Below are 12,830 nucleotides of genomic sequence, written 5' to 3'. Positions count from 1 at the left end.
TTTGCGATTTTAAGAATAAGGAGTGCTGCACTAACGTTTGAGTTCCAGAAGATCATTCCCATCGCGAGTAAAGTCAAAGGTGGAGATCCAATCGAGCACATCAATTTGATTACGCATTTCTGAAGGGAATGGGCCAAATGGGGCTGATGCACGAACAATGGCTAGGGCCTGTCGATCCAATTCAGGATTACCTGAGCTTCGCCCTATTGACACCCCATCTTTACCTTGCGCATTAGTAGTAATTCGGCCTTGAGAATCGACACTCACAACGATAATCAAGCTGCCATATAGCGGTCGACCATTGGCACGCGGAAAAAATGTACTACCGTAAGCCTCAATCTTTTGGCGCATACCATCAAAGTAATGGGCAAAAGTCACTGCCCTAGTATTGGCGCCGGTGAGCACCTTGCGGCGAGGCTCACGTCCATCCGCTTGCAACTGCTTCGCCAACTCTGCCTCTAGAGAATTCAGTTGGGGGGCAATCTTTTGATCGTCCCCACTTTTGCGTCCACCAGATTTAGCTCGCTGCTCATCTAACTTGGCCAGCATCTGTTTTTGCTGTTTCTCTAAAACTTCAAGACGCGCCTCTGCTCCCAGTCTGGCTCGATGTAGTGCTGTGGCATCTTGATTTTCAGACTTACCGCCACCCTGTAGATCTGCCTGGGCCAATTTGTTAGCCTGCTTTGGGGGCATCTTGTTACTGGCATTCACGAGGACAACACTCAAAGGCGTATTGAGACGGCGATTTTGAATTTCACCAATACCCCAACGAAACGATAGAAACAGTGCATGAATGATGAGTGATACACATAGTGCGAGTCGAAAAGGATAGCGTCGCCAGGCATTCTGAAAAAAGATCACGGCTCGGTTGAATTTTTCTGAGCGAGAAAGCTGAACAGGATTAATCTGGGCTGGCATCTTCTTCTGCATCCTCGGGCAATGCATCGGTCAATACTTCTGCAGTCTTTACTTCTGGCTCTGCTTTGGCTTCAATCTCTAGTACTCTCACAGCAGCACTTAATTGCAACAAGTCGACATCAGCCACTGCGACTTCTGCACGAGTCATCCGGGGGTGACTTGCCAACTCTGGGATAGGTAAGTGTAGAGGTACTAGTTCTACCCTAGACATCCCCTCTTTTAAGTGACGTACATAAACGTTTTTGGAATCTCCATCCTGCGCAATCCAACGCAAGCACCAATACTTTTCTAGGCGATCTTGAAATTCGCCATAAGCTTGATAACAAGATTCAAAGTCTGCAGCGATTCCCATCAGAGTCGCATCTCGTGGTGGAAATGGTGCCATCATCTTCGCAGTCACCCCATGTTTTGCTAAGGCGATTAACTGCCACTGATTGACGAGATCGGAGTAGCGACGTAGCGGTGAGGTGCACCATGCGTAGTAGTCAAGCCCCAAGCCTTCATGAGGCCCCGGGGTAGTTTGCATACGAGTACGCAATGGTCCCCAACCCTTTTGGGTTCGGAACAAACCCGGCAAACCATGATCCGCTAGCAATTGACCAGATGCGCTATTACAAAAGATCATCCACTCTGCAACGATCGTATCGAGAATCGAACCACGCTGACGCGGAATAATTTCTACACGTTGAACTCCATCCACATCTTGAATTTGAAAATGAAAATCTCTTGCCAAAGCATTGGGATCAATCACACCCAACTGTTCAGCACGTAGACCATTGGCAATTCTTTTTTCTTGTCGACCAGCATGCAAGAGTTTTGCGGCACGCCACAAGATAGCTAACTCTTTTCGATAGGGATAACTAACGCCTTCATCTACCAAACTCTCTTCGCTCACCAAATGCTCCACATCTTCTAGACGAAGATTAGCAGTCATCGGCACCATCTCTGCCCGCATTTGCAGGGTATCTCGGTTTACTATTCCATCCGCATCAAGATCTACATAGATGGATAGCGCGGGTCTAGGAGCGCCCGCATCCAGGGAGAATTGCTCAATGACCGAATCAGGCAACATCGTAATTTTGTTGCCCGGAAAATAAACGGTAGACATACGATTGCGAGCCACTTGGTCCAATGGATCATCTTTACTAATCGCCAAACCTGGTGCTGCAATATGAATGCCAATGCGATGACCACCCTCTACAAGTTCTGTTACCGAAAGTGCATCATCAATCTCAGTAGTTCCTGAGTCATCAATCGAGAAAGCATTTACTTCGGCCAAAGGCAGTTCTGCAATCGCCGCATCATAGGCTACTTGATCAACTCCGATATTGGCATGATGAGCAGCGCCATTTGGAAAATGGGCTTTCAAGAACATTCCCTGGTGATAGGCCAATGGAGATTCAATTGCAGCACAACGAATCATCAACTGCGCCGGGGATTCACCTGTTTCTGTGCATGCGGCTATGAGGGCCTTATAAGCTGAAGAATTCTTATCTGGGGAGAACAGTAGTTGCTTAGCTGAAGACTTCAAGGTTTCAGGGAATATACCTGCGACTAAATCTTGTTGCCAAACAGATTGTTGCTCTAACTCTTTTTGCTTGCGCTCCAGCGCAGCTAAGCCTGCTTGCAATTGCTCAACGGGCGCTCTTTGAAAGCGCCCTCGCCCTTTGCGACGGAAAAATACTGGGGCATCTTGTAAGGCAATCGCTAATGCTACTTGCTGAGGGATCGTTGCTTGCGAGCCAAAATATTCAAGAGAAACATCTACCAGACCAAACTCTTCTTCAGGCGCGCAATCCCAGAGCAATTGCAAGTCAATATCTTTAGATAAAACGAGCGCTTCATCCATCGCAGCTTGTGCCTCGGGCTTTTCAAAGCGCAACCAAACCTCTTTTGCCTTGAGTTTGATCTTCTTGCCAGAAAGACTGGTCGCCTGCCAGGATTCAGCATCGCCTGTTCCTGTTGCAGACTGTACGGCAGCAATTTTGATATCGCCACCCTCTTCATATAAGAGATTCATGCTTAGAGGGAAATCCCACCGCTAGCTTCTAATGCAACTCCATTAACGTAACTCGCTTCATCGCTGGCAAGGAATAGATATACGTTGGCCATTTCTTCAGGTGTGCCCAAACGACCTAGCCAACTGCGACGCTCAATATCTTGCAGAATATTTTCTGGCATGGCTTTAACCATTTCTGTCGCAATAAATCCAGGACAAACTGCATTGACTCGAATGCCTTTAGGACCAAGCTCACGAGCCCAAGTCTTGGTAAAGCCAATCACGCCAAACTTTGTCGCTGAATAATTAGTTTGACCAAAGTTCCCATACAAACCGACCACGCTAGAAGCATTCACAATCGCGCCAGTACCAGCTTCCAGCATGTGTGGCACTACCAATTGGGTGCAGTTGAATACGCCCTTGAGGTTGACATCAATCACGGTATCAAATTGCGCCTCAGTCATCTTGATCAAACGTGCATCTTGCGTAATACCAGCGTTATTAATCAAAATATCAATGCGGCCATGTTTTTGGATGACTTGATCAACTACCGCCTGAATGCTGGCACGATCAGTCACATCCATTGCATAGGCCTCAGCATGAGGAATTTGGGCTGCAGCACTCTTTACTGCCGCAAGATTAATATCAGCAACGATCACTCTTGCACCCGCTTCTGCAAAGCGCTGGGCCGTTGCAAATCCAATCCCTTTTGCTGCGCCTGTAACAATGGCGACCTTATCTTCTAATCGATTGCCCATATTTTGCTTTCAGTGTTTATTTATTAGGTTGCGGTAAGTTACATTAAACAGATATGGCTTCTAATATTTTTTGATGCACCCCACCAAAGCCGCCATTACTCATTACTAGAATGTGATCGCCTGGTTTAGCTTCTTTGGCAACTATATTCACTAATGCACTAAGGTCATCGAAGGCATGGGCTTTACCGGCCTCTTTTGTATTCAGTGGAGCTAGGACTTCTGCCAAATCCCAGCCCAAAGATTCCTTGCCACTAGTGGCACCATAAGCAAAGACCTTATCAGCCTGCTGCAAGCTATCAGGTAGTTGTGCCTTCATTACACCGAGTTTCATCGTATTCGAGCGTGGCTCCAAAACCGCCAAGATGCGCGCCTTACCCACTCGACGACGTAAACCATCAACCGTGGTGGTGATCGCTGTTGGATGATGCGCAAAGTCGTCATACACCGTAATGTCGTTTGCAACACCAATCGTTTCAAGACGACGCTTCACGTTTTTAAATGCCGCCAAGGCGCGTGCAGAATCTGCTGGTGAAATACCAATGTGATTGGCAGATGCAATTGCAGCAAGTGCGTTGAATTGATTGTGTCTGCCCATCACACCCGAATCAGGAGCCCATTGCACGGTGGCCACCTCTTTGCCTAACTGACGCACAATAAAGCCATCACCCTCTTGTGAAATCAATGACCACTGGTTAGCGGCATCCTGTCCAAAACGCTCTACAGGCGACCAAGCACCGCGGGTGATAACCCGCTCTAGCGCAGGTTCCTCGCCATTGACTACCAATAAGCCATCACTAGGCACTGTGCGCACAAAGTGATGAAACTGAGTTTCGATAGCCACAAGATCAGCAAAAATATCTGCATGATCAAACTCTAAGTTATTTAATAAAGCAGTGCGTGGTCTGTAATGGACAAACTTACTGCGCTTATCGAAAAAGGCAGTGTCATATTCATCGGCCTCTATTACAAAATATTGACTTTCACCCAAGCGTGCAGATACTGTGAAATTCAGTGGCACTCCACCAATTAAATATCCAGGCTTGTAGCCATTAAATTCCAAAATCCAAGTGAGCATGGCGGATGTAGTCGTCTTGCCATGCGTACCGGCTACCGCTAAAACATGTCGACCATATAAAACTTGTTCCCCTAGCCATTGAGGTCCAGAGATATAGGGCAGCCCTTGATTCAGAATGGCTTCCATTAAGGGATTGCCACGAGAAACGACATTGCCAATCACAAATAAATCGGGCATGGTCTCAAACTGCAATAATTGATCTGGCGAGAATCCCTCAATGAGCTCAATACCTTGAGCTTCAAGCTGTGTGCTCATTGGTGGATACACGTTGGCATCACAACCCGTTACACGATGTCCGGCTTGCCGAGCGATTGCGGCAATGCCGCCCATAAAGGTACCGCAAATGCCCAAGATATGAATATGCATTAGCGAATTTTAGCGAAGGAGTTGTAATGAATCGAAGACAGTGGATCATGATTGGCGGAATTAGTCTTCTGGCGCTCCTTGCTGGAGTCTTTTCATCTCAGTGGATTTCGCAAACAGGCTTGGCGAACGACCCATCTATTAAAGCTTTCTTTGGCAACCCTTGGCAAACACCCGATGGTAAATCGGCAAATTCTGAAAATTGGCGAGGAAAAGTACTCGTTGTGAACTTTTGGGCCTCCTGGTGCCCCCCTTGCGTAGAAGAAATGCCTGCTTTAGACAAAATTGCCCAAGAATTTGCCACTAAAAATGTGTTAATTGTCGGTATCGGTATTGATTCACCATCTAACATACGCGAATTTCTTGAAAAAACCCCGGTTTCTTATCCCATTGTGATTGGTGGGTTAGAGGGCAGCAATCTCTCCAAACAAATGGGCAATACCCAAGGCGCCCTACCCTTTACAGTCATCATCAATTCAAAAGGTAAGTCTATTTATAGTAAATTAGGGAAGATAAGCGAAGAAGAGCTCAGAAAAGTCATTAATTCAGAGTTATAAAGATTTTTAAAGACTTTTAACACTCAGTATTCCATTGAAAATTGCTTAAATATTAAGCAATTACACCCATCATTTTTATATCTACTCTGAAAAGCACTAAAAAATTTGCTTCCCTAAGGCATTTTTGGGCACTTTCAAGACCCCAGAGGGTATACTCGCATCCTTAGCAGGTGATGCAACAAGTTGCTCAACTTACAGATTAGTGGCCTAAAGCCAAATTAAACCATTGACACCTAACTGCCTCTAAAAATAGGGATCTATGTCTAAAAAAGCATCAATTCTGGTCATTCAAGGCCCCAACCTCAACCTATTGGGAACCCGTGAGCCTGAGGTTTATGGGAAAACTACCCTGGAAGATATCCACCAAAAGCTGGGAGATCTTGCAAAAGCCCAGTCTGTCGATCTAAGCACCTACCAAAGCAATCATGAAGGCGAGTTAATTGACCGCATTCAGAAGGCTAAACAAGATGGCGTGGATTTCATCATCATTAATCCTGGTGCATTTACTCATACCAGCGTTGCCTTGCGTGACGTTTTAGCTGGCGTAGCCATTCCGTTTACCGAAGTACATCTATCAAACATTCACCAAAGAGAAGAGTTCCGCAAACACTCTTATCTATCAGACATCGCTACCGGTGTGATTTGTGGACTTGGAGCTATTGGCTACGAATTAGCCCTGCAAGCTGCGATCGCCCGCATACAAAAATAAGCTAGTTAAAGAATTTCAAGAGAGGACTCACTCATATGGATCTAAGAAAACTCAAAACCTTGATCGACTTAGTTTCTGAATCAGGTATTTCCGAATTAGAGGTCAACGAAGGTGAAGACCGTGTTCGTATTGTGAATGCTGGTACTGCAGTTCCTACTGGACACGTGGTTTATACCAATCCTGCTCAGACACACACGATGCAAGCAGCGCCTGCTGCTGCAGCTCCCGCATCACCCGTACTAGATGCGCCTGCAGCTGAAGCCGGATTTATTGCACGCTCACCCATGGTGGGCACTTTCTATCGCGCCCCAAATCCAGAATCGCCTAACTTCGTCAACGTTGGTGACACTGTTAAGGTTGGTCAAACACTGTGCATCATTGAAGCGATGAAATTGCTTAACGAAATCGAATCAGAACAAGCGGGGGTCATTAAAGAAATTCTTTGTGAGAATGGTCAGGGCGTTGAGTTTGATCAGCCCTTATTTGTCATTGCTTAATTTCTCTGCCTTTCTTTCCAATCTTTATTACCTAACTCAGAGCCTAAATGTTCGATAAGATTCTGATTGCCAATCGGGGAGAAATTGCTCTCCGTATCCAACGCGCATGCCGCGAGTTGGGAATTAAAACGGTGGTGGTGTATTCCACTGCAGATAAAGAAGCCAAGTATGTGAAGCTTGCTGATGAGGCGGTCTGCATTGGGCCTGCGCCTTCGCCACTAAGTTATCTCAATATGCCTGCGATCATTTCTGCAGCAGAGGTGACTGATGCCGAAGCGATTCACCCTGGATATGGCTTCCTCTCTGAAAATGCCGATTTTGCAGAGCGTGTTGAAAAATCTGGTTTTGCCTTTATTGGTCCCACTGCTGCCTCAATTCGCTTGATGGGCGACAAAGTTTCGGCTAAGCGCGCCATGATTAAAGCCGGTGTACCCTGCGTACCTGGTTCTGAAGGTGCGTTACCAGATGATCCAAAAGAAATTATTGCTACCGCTAAAAAAGTGGGTTACCCAGTCATCATTAAGGCTGCTGGTGGAGGTGGTGGACGCGGTATGCGTGTTGTCCATACTGAAGCTGCGCTAATCAATGCTGTCAATATGACTCGCGAGGAAGCTGGGCGCGCATTCGGTAATCCAGAAGTCTATATGGAGAAGTTTTTAGAAAAACCTCGCCATGTTGAAATTCAAATTCTGGCCGATACCCATGGCAATGCTATTTGGTTGGGTGAACGTGATTGCTCAATGCAACGTCGCCATCAAAAAGTGATTGAAGAAGCACCAGCTCCTGGTATTGATCGTCGCTTGATTGCCAAAATTGGTGAGCGTTGTGCTGAAGCTTGTAGAAAAATTGGCTATCGTGGTGCCGGAACTTTTGAGTTCCTCTATGAAAACGGTGAATTTTTCTTTATTGAGATGAATACTCGCGTTCAGGTTGAACATCCAGTCACAGAAATGATCACTGGTGTAGATATCGTTCAAGAACAAATTCGAATTGCCGCTGGTCTCAAATTGGCTTATCGCCAAAAAGATATTGTGTTCCGCGGCCATGCAATTGAATGCCGTCTGAATGCAGAAGACCCATTCAAGTTCACGCCAAGTCCAGGGAAAATTGGTTCATTCCATATGCCTGGCGGTCCTGGTATTCGCGTAGATTCTCATGCCTATAGTGGCTATGTAGTCCCCTCAAATTACGATTCCATGATTGGTAAGTTAATTTCTTACGGCAATACTCGCGAGCAAGCGATTCGCCGCATGCAAATTGCCTTGTCTGAGATGGTGATTGATGGGATTACTACTAATGTTCCGCTTCACCGCGAACTGATGCTTGATCCCAACTTCATGGAAGGTGGCACCAGCATTCACTACTTAGAGCATCGCTTAGAAGAGCAAGCTGCAAGTCGCGGTAAATCCTAATTCACTCCAAATTCATGCGAGCACTCCATGTCTTATCGTGAACTGGTATTCACGGTAGCCGCTGAAACTGCCGAGCCCTTAGGCGATGCCTTACTCGAAATAGGAGCACTCTCTGTCACCGTAGAAGATGATGCCGCAGGGGGAAACGATGAGAACCCTCTTTACGGAGAGCCCGGTCTTTCGCCCAAAGTCCAAGCATGGGATAGATCTGCCGTTACCGCTCTTTTTAACCCTGAGATTGATCACTCAGACAGAGCAGAATTCATTCCCGAACTGCTCGCCACTCTAAATGAAGCAGGCTTTGAATTAGCACCGCCCCAAGAAAAAACCGTTGAAGAGCAAGATTGGGTCCGACTGACACAAAGCCAATTTACACCGATCCAAATTGGAAAACGTATCTGGGTTGTACCCTCATGGCATGAAGCTCCAACTGATCCTAACGCAATTTGTTTAGCAGTAGATCCTGGACTTGCCTTCGGAACTGGTAGCCACCCTACAACCCACCTGTGCTTACTTTGGCTTGAGGAGTACTCCAATTTAAAGAACCAGAGTTTGCTTGATTATGGTTGTGGATCTGGGATTTTGGCGATTGCAGCCGCAAAACTGGGTTGCAATCCAGTCGTTGGTACGGACATAGATCCCCAATCCATGATTGCAGCGCGCAGTAATGCAGAAATTAACAATACGGTTATTCGCTTTGTTTTACCAACCGAAGACGCACCAGAGCTAGCGGCAGAAACGAAATACGATATCGTGATGGCCAACATCTTGGCCAATCCCTTGCAAGTGCTTGCCCCTGCTCTAGTCAATAAAATGCGTGCCGGCGGACACATCATTTTGTCTGGCGTACTGGCGCGACAAGCGGATGATGTAATTGCGACCTATAGTCAATGGCTCAAACTTTCCATTTGGAAGGAAAGTGAAGGCTGGGTATGTTTGCACGGAATCTTCGAGCAAGACAAACAAAGTACTAAATCCATTCCCGATGCTGTAGCCACTCTTGCAGCGCCTTGTCAAAAAAAAAGTCTTAAGCGAATCCTTTTTGCTTGCCTTTTGACTTTGCTCCTCATTTTTGGCGAGCATTTATCTAGGAATTCTCTGCTACCTTTACTAGCACCAAGAGTAGATGGCTCATCAAATTCATTTTCAGTTGGCGCATTTTCGATATTGCAGCAGATTGATGAGAAATTGTGTAGCGCACTGAAGTGCTTTAATCGCCCTGTAAGCGATTTTGCTGCATGGAAAATAACTTCTGCCGCACTAACCCCAGAAAACGCGGGAGAGGGCCTTAAAAACGCTCTAAATCAATCAATATTACAAATTGAAATACAAAATCGACTCGCAATTCCAATTTTGTTGCCAAATTTAGAAATTTCTCTCACTGATGCAGAAGAATCTGAGTTGAAATCAATTCAGTTCAGCCCAAATGAATGGTTGCCATCATCTTGGCAAGAATCTCATCCTGATTTTTTGAAAATTGGTGCACCTGCTGGAGAAATAATTCAAGCAGAACTGCCGATTGTTCTGCCGCCGAATACTGCTGGGTATCGAGTACGTATTCTTTATGCTGAATAATCTTCTTTTATTCATTTTTATTACCTTACCCATTACAGAAAGTAATTTATGGCTAGCTTGATCTGTGGCTCTATCGCTTACGACACCATCATGAATTTTGAAGGCAAATTTGCCGATCAAATTCTCCCTGAGCAGATCCACATCTTGAATGTGGCATTCTTAGTACCAACCATGCGCCGAGAATTTGGTGGTTGTGCAGGCAATATTGCCTACAACCTCAACCTTTTGGGAGGAGATCCCATCATCATGGCAACCGTTGGTGGCGATGCAGCACCCTATATGAGCCGCTTAAAGCAACTCAATATTGATGCGAGCCATATTCGCCAAATTGAAAATGCATTTACGGCACAAGCAATGATCACCACTGATCAAGCTAATAACCAAATCACGGCATTCCATCCAGGCGCGATGGACGAGTCGCACCTTAATCTAGTCTCTGCAGTGATCACCGAAAGAAGCAAAAACTCCAAAGGGGCAGCTAAATTTGGCATCGTTGCACCTGATGGTCGCCAAGGAATGTGGGAACACTGCCATCAATTAGCAGAAGCCAATATTCCGTTTGTCTTCGATCCCGGTCAAGGATTGCCAATGTTTAACGGGCCAGAGCTCTTAGAGCTAGTTGATATCGCCAGCTATTTAGCGGTTAACGACTATGAAGGCGAAATGCTTTCGCAGCGAACTGGCTTGAGCTTGTCAAAGGTTGCTGAGCGTGTCAAAGCACTGATCGTGACCAAGGGTGCAGAAGGTGCTGATATTTATACCGAAGGCAAATGTATCTCGATTCCTCCAGTACCGGCAGGAAAAGTAGTCGACCCCACTGGATGCGGCGACGCATTTCGTGGCGGACTCTTGTTTGGTCTTGAGAATGAAATGGATTGGGAAACCACTGGTCGCTTGGCCAGCCTAATGGGTTCAATCAAGATTACCCATCAAGGACCACAAAATCATCAACTCAGCAAAGCAGAGATCGCAGACCAATTTAAAGCAGCATTTGGCTTTAGCTTTTAACCTTGATTCAAAATAATCAAAGCCTATAGTCAATAAAAAAGGGGTCTCGTGAGAGACCCCTTCTAATAACACCCGTCTGATTAAGGACGTGTGCCAGTTGGGAAGGGCCAAGCAGCAGCAGGATTCAACGCACTAGTCGCTGGTGCAGCTTTCTTAGCCACGGGCTTTTTTACAGCAGAGCCCGCTTTCTTCGCAGCAGGCTTACTTACTTTTTTTTTGCTACGCGCTTTTTTGCAGCTGGACGCTTTTTAGCGGCTGGCTTCTTCTTTGCGGCAGCTTTTTTAGCAGCTGGACGCTTTTTTGCGGCTGGCTTCTTTTTAGCAGCTGGACGCTTTTTAGCGGCTGGCTTCTTTTTAGCTACTTTTTTAGCAGCTGGTTTCTTTGCAGCAGGTTTTTTCTTGGCGATTGCCATAGTCATACTCCTTCACGTGAGGATTAATTCAAACTACCGATTAAGAAGACCCGACCACTCATTTCCGCCTGGTTTTGCAACCTTTTGGAATTGACGAGCGAGCCATTCATCGGCGCGCGGCTTGATGCTAAGTGCTGCACGCTAATGAATCCTGGAAAAAAAGCCGTGGCCCCAAGGGACAACGGCTTCTTAAATGTGCTGGAAAAAATGGAGAGAATAGCTCTGGCACCCTTGAGTAAGGGTTTGCGGATTTGAGTCTGTTTCTGCTGACTTCTTAAACTATCCAACCGTCTAATCTCCTATTTAGCCAGTTGTGCGCTTACTTACTGCCAACTACTCCCAACTCAGCGCACCACCGGTTTGATACTCAATAACGCGTGTCTCAAAAAAGTTTCGTTCTTTTTTCAGATCAATCATTTCTGACATCCATGGAAATGGATTCTCTTCATTTGGGAACATCGCGTCAAGTCCTATTTGCAAACATCTGCGATTACAAATGTATCTTAGGTACCCTTTGAACATCGGAGCATTCAATCCGAGCACTCCACGAGGCATCGTATCTTCGGCATAACGGTACTCTAATTCGACTGCTTTTTCGAAGATAGATTTGATCTCGTCTTTGAACGCAGAAGTCCATAACTGCGGGTTCTCCAGCTTGATTTGGTTAATCAAATCAATACCAAAATTGCAGTGCATAGACTCATCACGAAGGATGTATTGATACTGCTCAGCAGCACCCGTCATTTTGTTTTGACGACCCATTGCAAGTATTTGCGTAAAACCAACATAAAAGAACAAACCTTCCATTACGCAAGCAAAAACAATGAGTGATCGGAGTAACTTTTGATCGTTTTCTAATGTGCCAGTCTTAAAATTTGGATCAGTTAAGACATCAATAAACGGAATTAAGAACTCATCTTTAGCGCGAATCGAGTCAATCTCGTGATACGCGTTGAAGATTTCGGACTGATCTAAACCTAAAGATTCCACAATATATTGGTATGCATGGGTATGAATTGCTTCTTCAAAAGCCTGGCGCAATAAGTATTGGCGGCATTCTGGAGCAGTAATGTGGCGATAGGTACCCAAAACAATATTATTAGCCGCTAAAGAATCGGCAGTTGTAAAGAAACCCAGATTGCGCTTAATAATGCGACGCTCATCCTCTGTCAGGCCATTCGGATCTTTCCAGAGCGCGATATCGCGGTTCATATTGATCTCTTGTGGCATCCAGTGATTTGCACAACCAGCCAAGTATTTCTCCCAAGCCCATTTGTACTTAAATGGCACCAGCTGATTAACGTCAGTCTTAGCATTAATCACACGCTTATCAGCAGCATTAACACGCAAGGCTGCACCACCAGCCAATGAGACGGCTGGTGCAGGCGCACTTGCTTGAGGCGCTGCCATTGCTACTTGATCTGGCTGTGGGCGTTGTGGCTCCACTGCAACCGGCTGCGGTGCAAGACCAGCTTTCGCTAGTGCTGGAGCAACTTCCTCTTCCCAATTCAACATAACTTTCTCCTAAATTCTTCTATTCCTGACCA

At 45.9% G+C, this 12,830-nt stretch carries 12 protein-coding genes and 1 pseudogene; 7 read left to right on the top strand and 6 right to left on the bottom strand.

Features of this window, described 5'->3' with window-relative positions:
- Positions 1 to 30: 30 nt before the first annotated feature.
- The 4 genes from ICN21_RS05455 to mpl are packed head-to-tail and all read right to left on the bottom strand — an operon-like array spanning position 31 to position 5,116.
- A complete protein-coding gene (locus ICN21_RS05455) occupies positions 31 to 918 on the bottom strand; it encodes an energy transducer TonB (RefSeq protein ID WP_216177280.1) in 888 nt (295 codons plus the stop codon).
- Positions 902 to 2,938 (bottom strand): ribonuclease catalytic domain-containing protein, encoded by a 2,037-nt coding sequence (locus ICN21_RS05450; protein WP_216177278.1) that lies wholly within the window; start codon positions 2,936 to 2,938, stop codon positions 902 to 904. The genes ICN21_RS05455 and ICN21_RS05450 overlap by 17 nt, the downstream gene beginning before the upstream one ends.
- A 2-nt stretch (positions 2,939 to 2,940) precedes the next feature.
- Positions 2,941 to 3,675 (bottom strand): 3-oxoacyl-ACP reductase FabG, encoded by a 735-nt coding sequence (gene fabG / locus ICN21_RS05445; RefSeq protein ID WP_216177276.1) that lies wholly within the window; start codon positions 3,673 to 3,675, stop codon positions 2,941 to 2,943.
- A 43-nt stretch (positions 3,676 to 3,718) separates the two neighbouring features.
- Positions 3,719 to 5,116, bottom strand: a complete 1,398-nt coding sequence (mpl, locus tag ICN21_RS05440) for a UDP-N-acetylmuramate:L-alanyl-gamma-D-glutamyl-meso-diaminopimelate ligase (protein ID WP_216177274.1) — start codon at positions 5,114 to 5,116, stop codon at positions 3,719 to 3,721.
- Between the two features lie 26 nt (positions 5,117 to 5,142).
- Here mpl and ICN21_RS05435 point away from each other — a divergent pair, with 26 nt between their 5' ends.
- The 7 genes and pseudogenes from ICN21_RS05435 (at position 5,143) to ICN21_RS05410 (ending at position 10,871) form a co-directional block, all read left to right on the top strand.
- Entirely contained in the window at positions 5,143 to 5,670 is a 528-nt protein-coding gene (locus ICN21_RS05435; RefSeq protein WP_216177272.1) for a TlpA disulfide reductase family protein, read from the top strand.
- 259 nt (positions 5,671 to 5,929) lie between these two features.
- On the top strand, positions 5,930 to 6,379 hold the full coding sequence (gene aroQ, locus ICN21_RS05430; protein WP_216177270.1) for a type II 3-dehydroquinate dehydratase: 450 nt from the start codon (positions 5,930 to 5,932) through the stop codon (positions 6,377 to 6,379).
- Between the two features lie 35 nt (positions 6,380 to 6,414).
- Complete coding sequence (gene accB, locus ICN21_RS05425; RefSeq protein ID WP_216177267.1) at positions 6,415 to 6,876, top strand: acetyl-CoA carboxylase biotin carboxyl carrier protein; 462 nt, start codon at positions 6,415 to 6,417, stop codon at positions 6,874 to 6,876.
- A 47-nt stretch (positions 6,877 to 6,923) separates the two neighbouring features.
- Positions 6,924 to 8,288 carry an acetyl-CoA carboxylase biotin carboxylase subunit gene (accC, locus tag ICN21_RS05420; protein WP_215296233.1) on the top strand — a complete coding sequence of 455 codons (1,365 nt, stop codon included), beginning with the start codon at positions 6,924 to 6,926 and terminating at the stop codon, positions 8,286 to 8,288.
- Between the two features lie 27 nt (positions 8,289 to 8,315).
- Positions 8,316 to 9,233 (top strand): annotated as a pseudogene (gene prmA, locus ICN21_RS11095) (50S ribosomal protein L11 methyltransferase); the annotation flags it as partial.
- On the top strand, positions 9,225 to 9,863 hold the full coding sequence (locus tag ICN21_RS11090) for a DUF3426 domain-containing protein (RefSeq protein WP_255534237.1): 639 nt from the start codon (positions 9,225 to 9,227) through the stop codon (positions 9,861 to 9,863). The pseudogene prmA and the gene ICN21_RS11090, both read left to right, overlap by 9 nt.
- A gap of 48 nt (positions 9,864 to 9,911) precedes the next feature.
- Complete coding sequence (locus tag ICN21_RS05410) at positions 9,912 to 10,871, top strand: carbohydrate kinase family protein (RefSeq protein WP_216177262.1); 960 nt, start codon at positions 9,912 to 9,914, stop codon at positions 10,869 to 10,871.
- 205 nt (positions 10,872 to 11,076) lie between these two features.
- Here the strand turns inward: ICN21_RS05410 and ICN21_RS11130 are convergent, their stop codons facing one another.
- Complete coding sequence (locus tag ICN21_RS11130) at positions 11,077 to 11,283, bottom strand: hypothetical protein (protein WP_304609660.1); 207 nt, start codon at positions 11,281 to 11,283, stop codon at positions 11,077 to 11,079.
- Between the two features lie 333 nt (positions 11,284 to 11,616).
- Complete coding sequence (locus ICN21_RS05400; protein ID WP_216177259.1) at positions 11,617 to 12,798, bottom strand: ribonucleotide-diphosphate reductase subunit beta; 1,182 nt, start codon at positions 12,796 to 12,798, stop codon at positions 11,617 to 11,619.
- Between the last annotated feature and the right edge of the window lie 32 nt (positions 12,799 to 12,830).

This window comes from Polynucleobacter sp. AP-Feld-500C-C5 (assembly GCF_018882265.1).
Classification (GTDB): Bacteria; Pseudomonadota; Gammaproteobacteria; order Burkholderiales; family Burkholderiaceae; genus Polynucleobacter.
The sequence above is the reverse complement of the archived record's forward strand: the minus strand, read 5'-3'. Positions and strand labels throughout refer to the sequence as shown.

Coding starts and splice junctions, on each gene's coding strand:
- ICN21_RS05410 (WP_216177262.1), top strand. CDS start 9,912: ATGGCTAGCTTGATCTGTGGCTCTATCGCTTACGACACCATCATGAAT.
- aroQ (WP_216177270.1), top strand. CDS start 5,930: ATGTCTAAAAAAGCATCAATTCTGGTCATTCAAGGCCCCAACCTCAAC.
- fabG (WP_216177276.1), bottom strand. CDS start 3,675: ATGGGCAATCGATTAGAAGATAAGGTCGCCATTGTTACAGGCGCAGCA.
- ICN21_RS05450 (WP_216177278.1), bottom strand. CDS start 2,938: ATGAATCTCTTATATGAAGAGGGTGGCGATATCAAAATTGCTGCCGTA.
- accB (WP_216177267.1), top strand. CDS start 6,415: ATGGATCTAAGAAAACTCAAAACCTTGATCGACTTAGTTTCTGAATCA.
- ICN21_RS05400 (WP_216177259.1), bottom strand. CDS start 12,798: ATGTTGAATTGGGAAGAGGAAGTTGCTCCAGCACTAGCGAAAGCTGGT.
- ICN21_RS05455 (WP_216177280.1), bottom strand. CDS start 918: ATGCCAGCCCAGATTAATCCTGTTCAGCTTTCTCGCTCAGAAAAATTC.
- ICN21_RS05435 (WP_216177272.1), top strand. CDS start 5,143: ATGAATCGAAGACAGTGGATCATGATTGGCGGAATTAGTCTTCTGGCG.
- mpl (WP_216177274.1), bottom strand. CDS start 5,116: ATGCATATTCATATCTTGGGCATTTGCGGTACCTTTATGGGCGGCATT.
- accC (WP_215296233.1), top strand. CDS start 6,924: ATGTTCGATAAGATTCTGATTGCCAATCGGGGAGAAATTGCTCTCCGT.
- ICN21_RS11130 (WP_304609660.1), bottom strand. CDS start 11,283: ATGGCAATCGCCAAGAAAAAACCTGCTGCAAAGAAACCAGCTGCTAAA.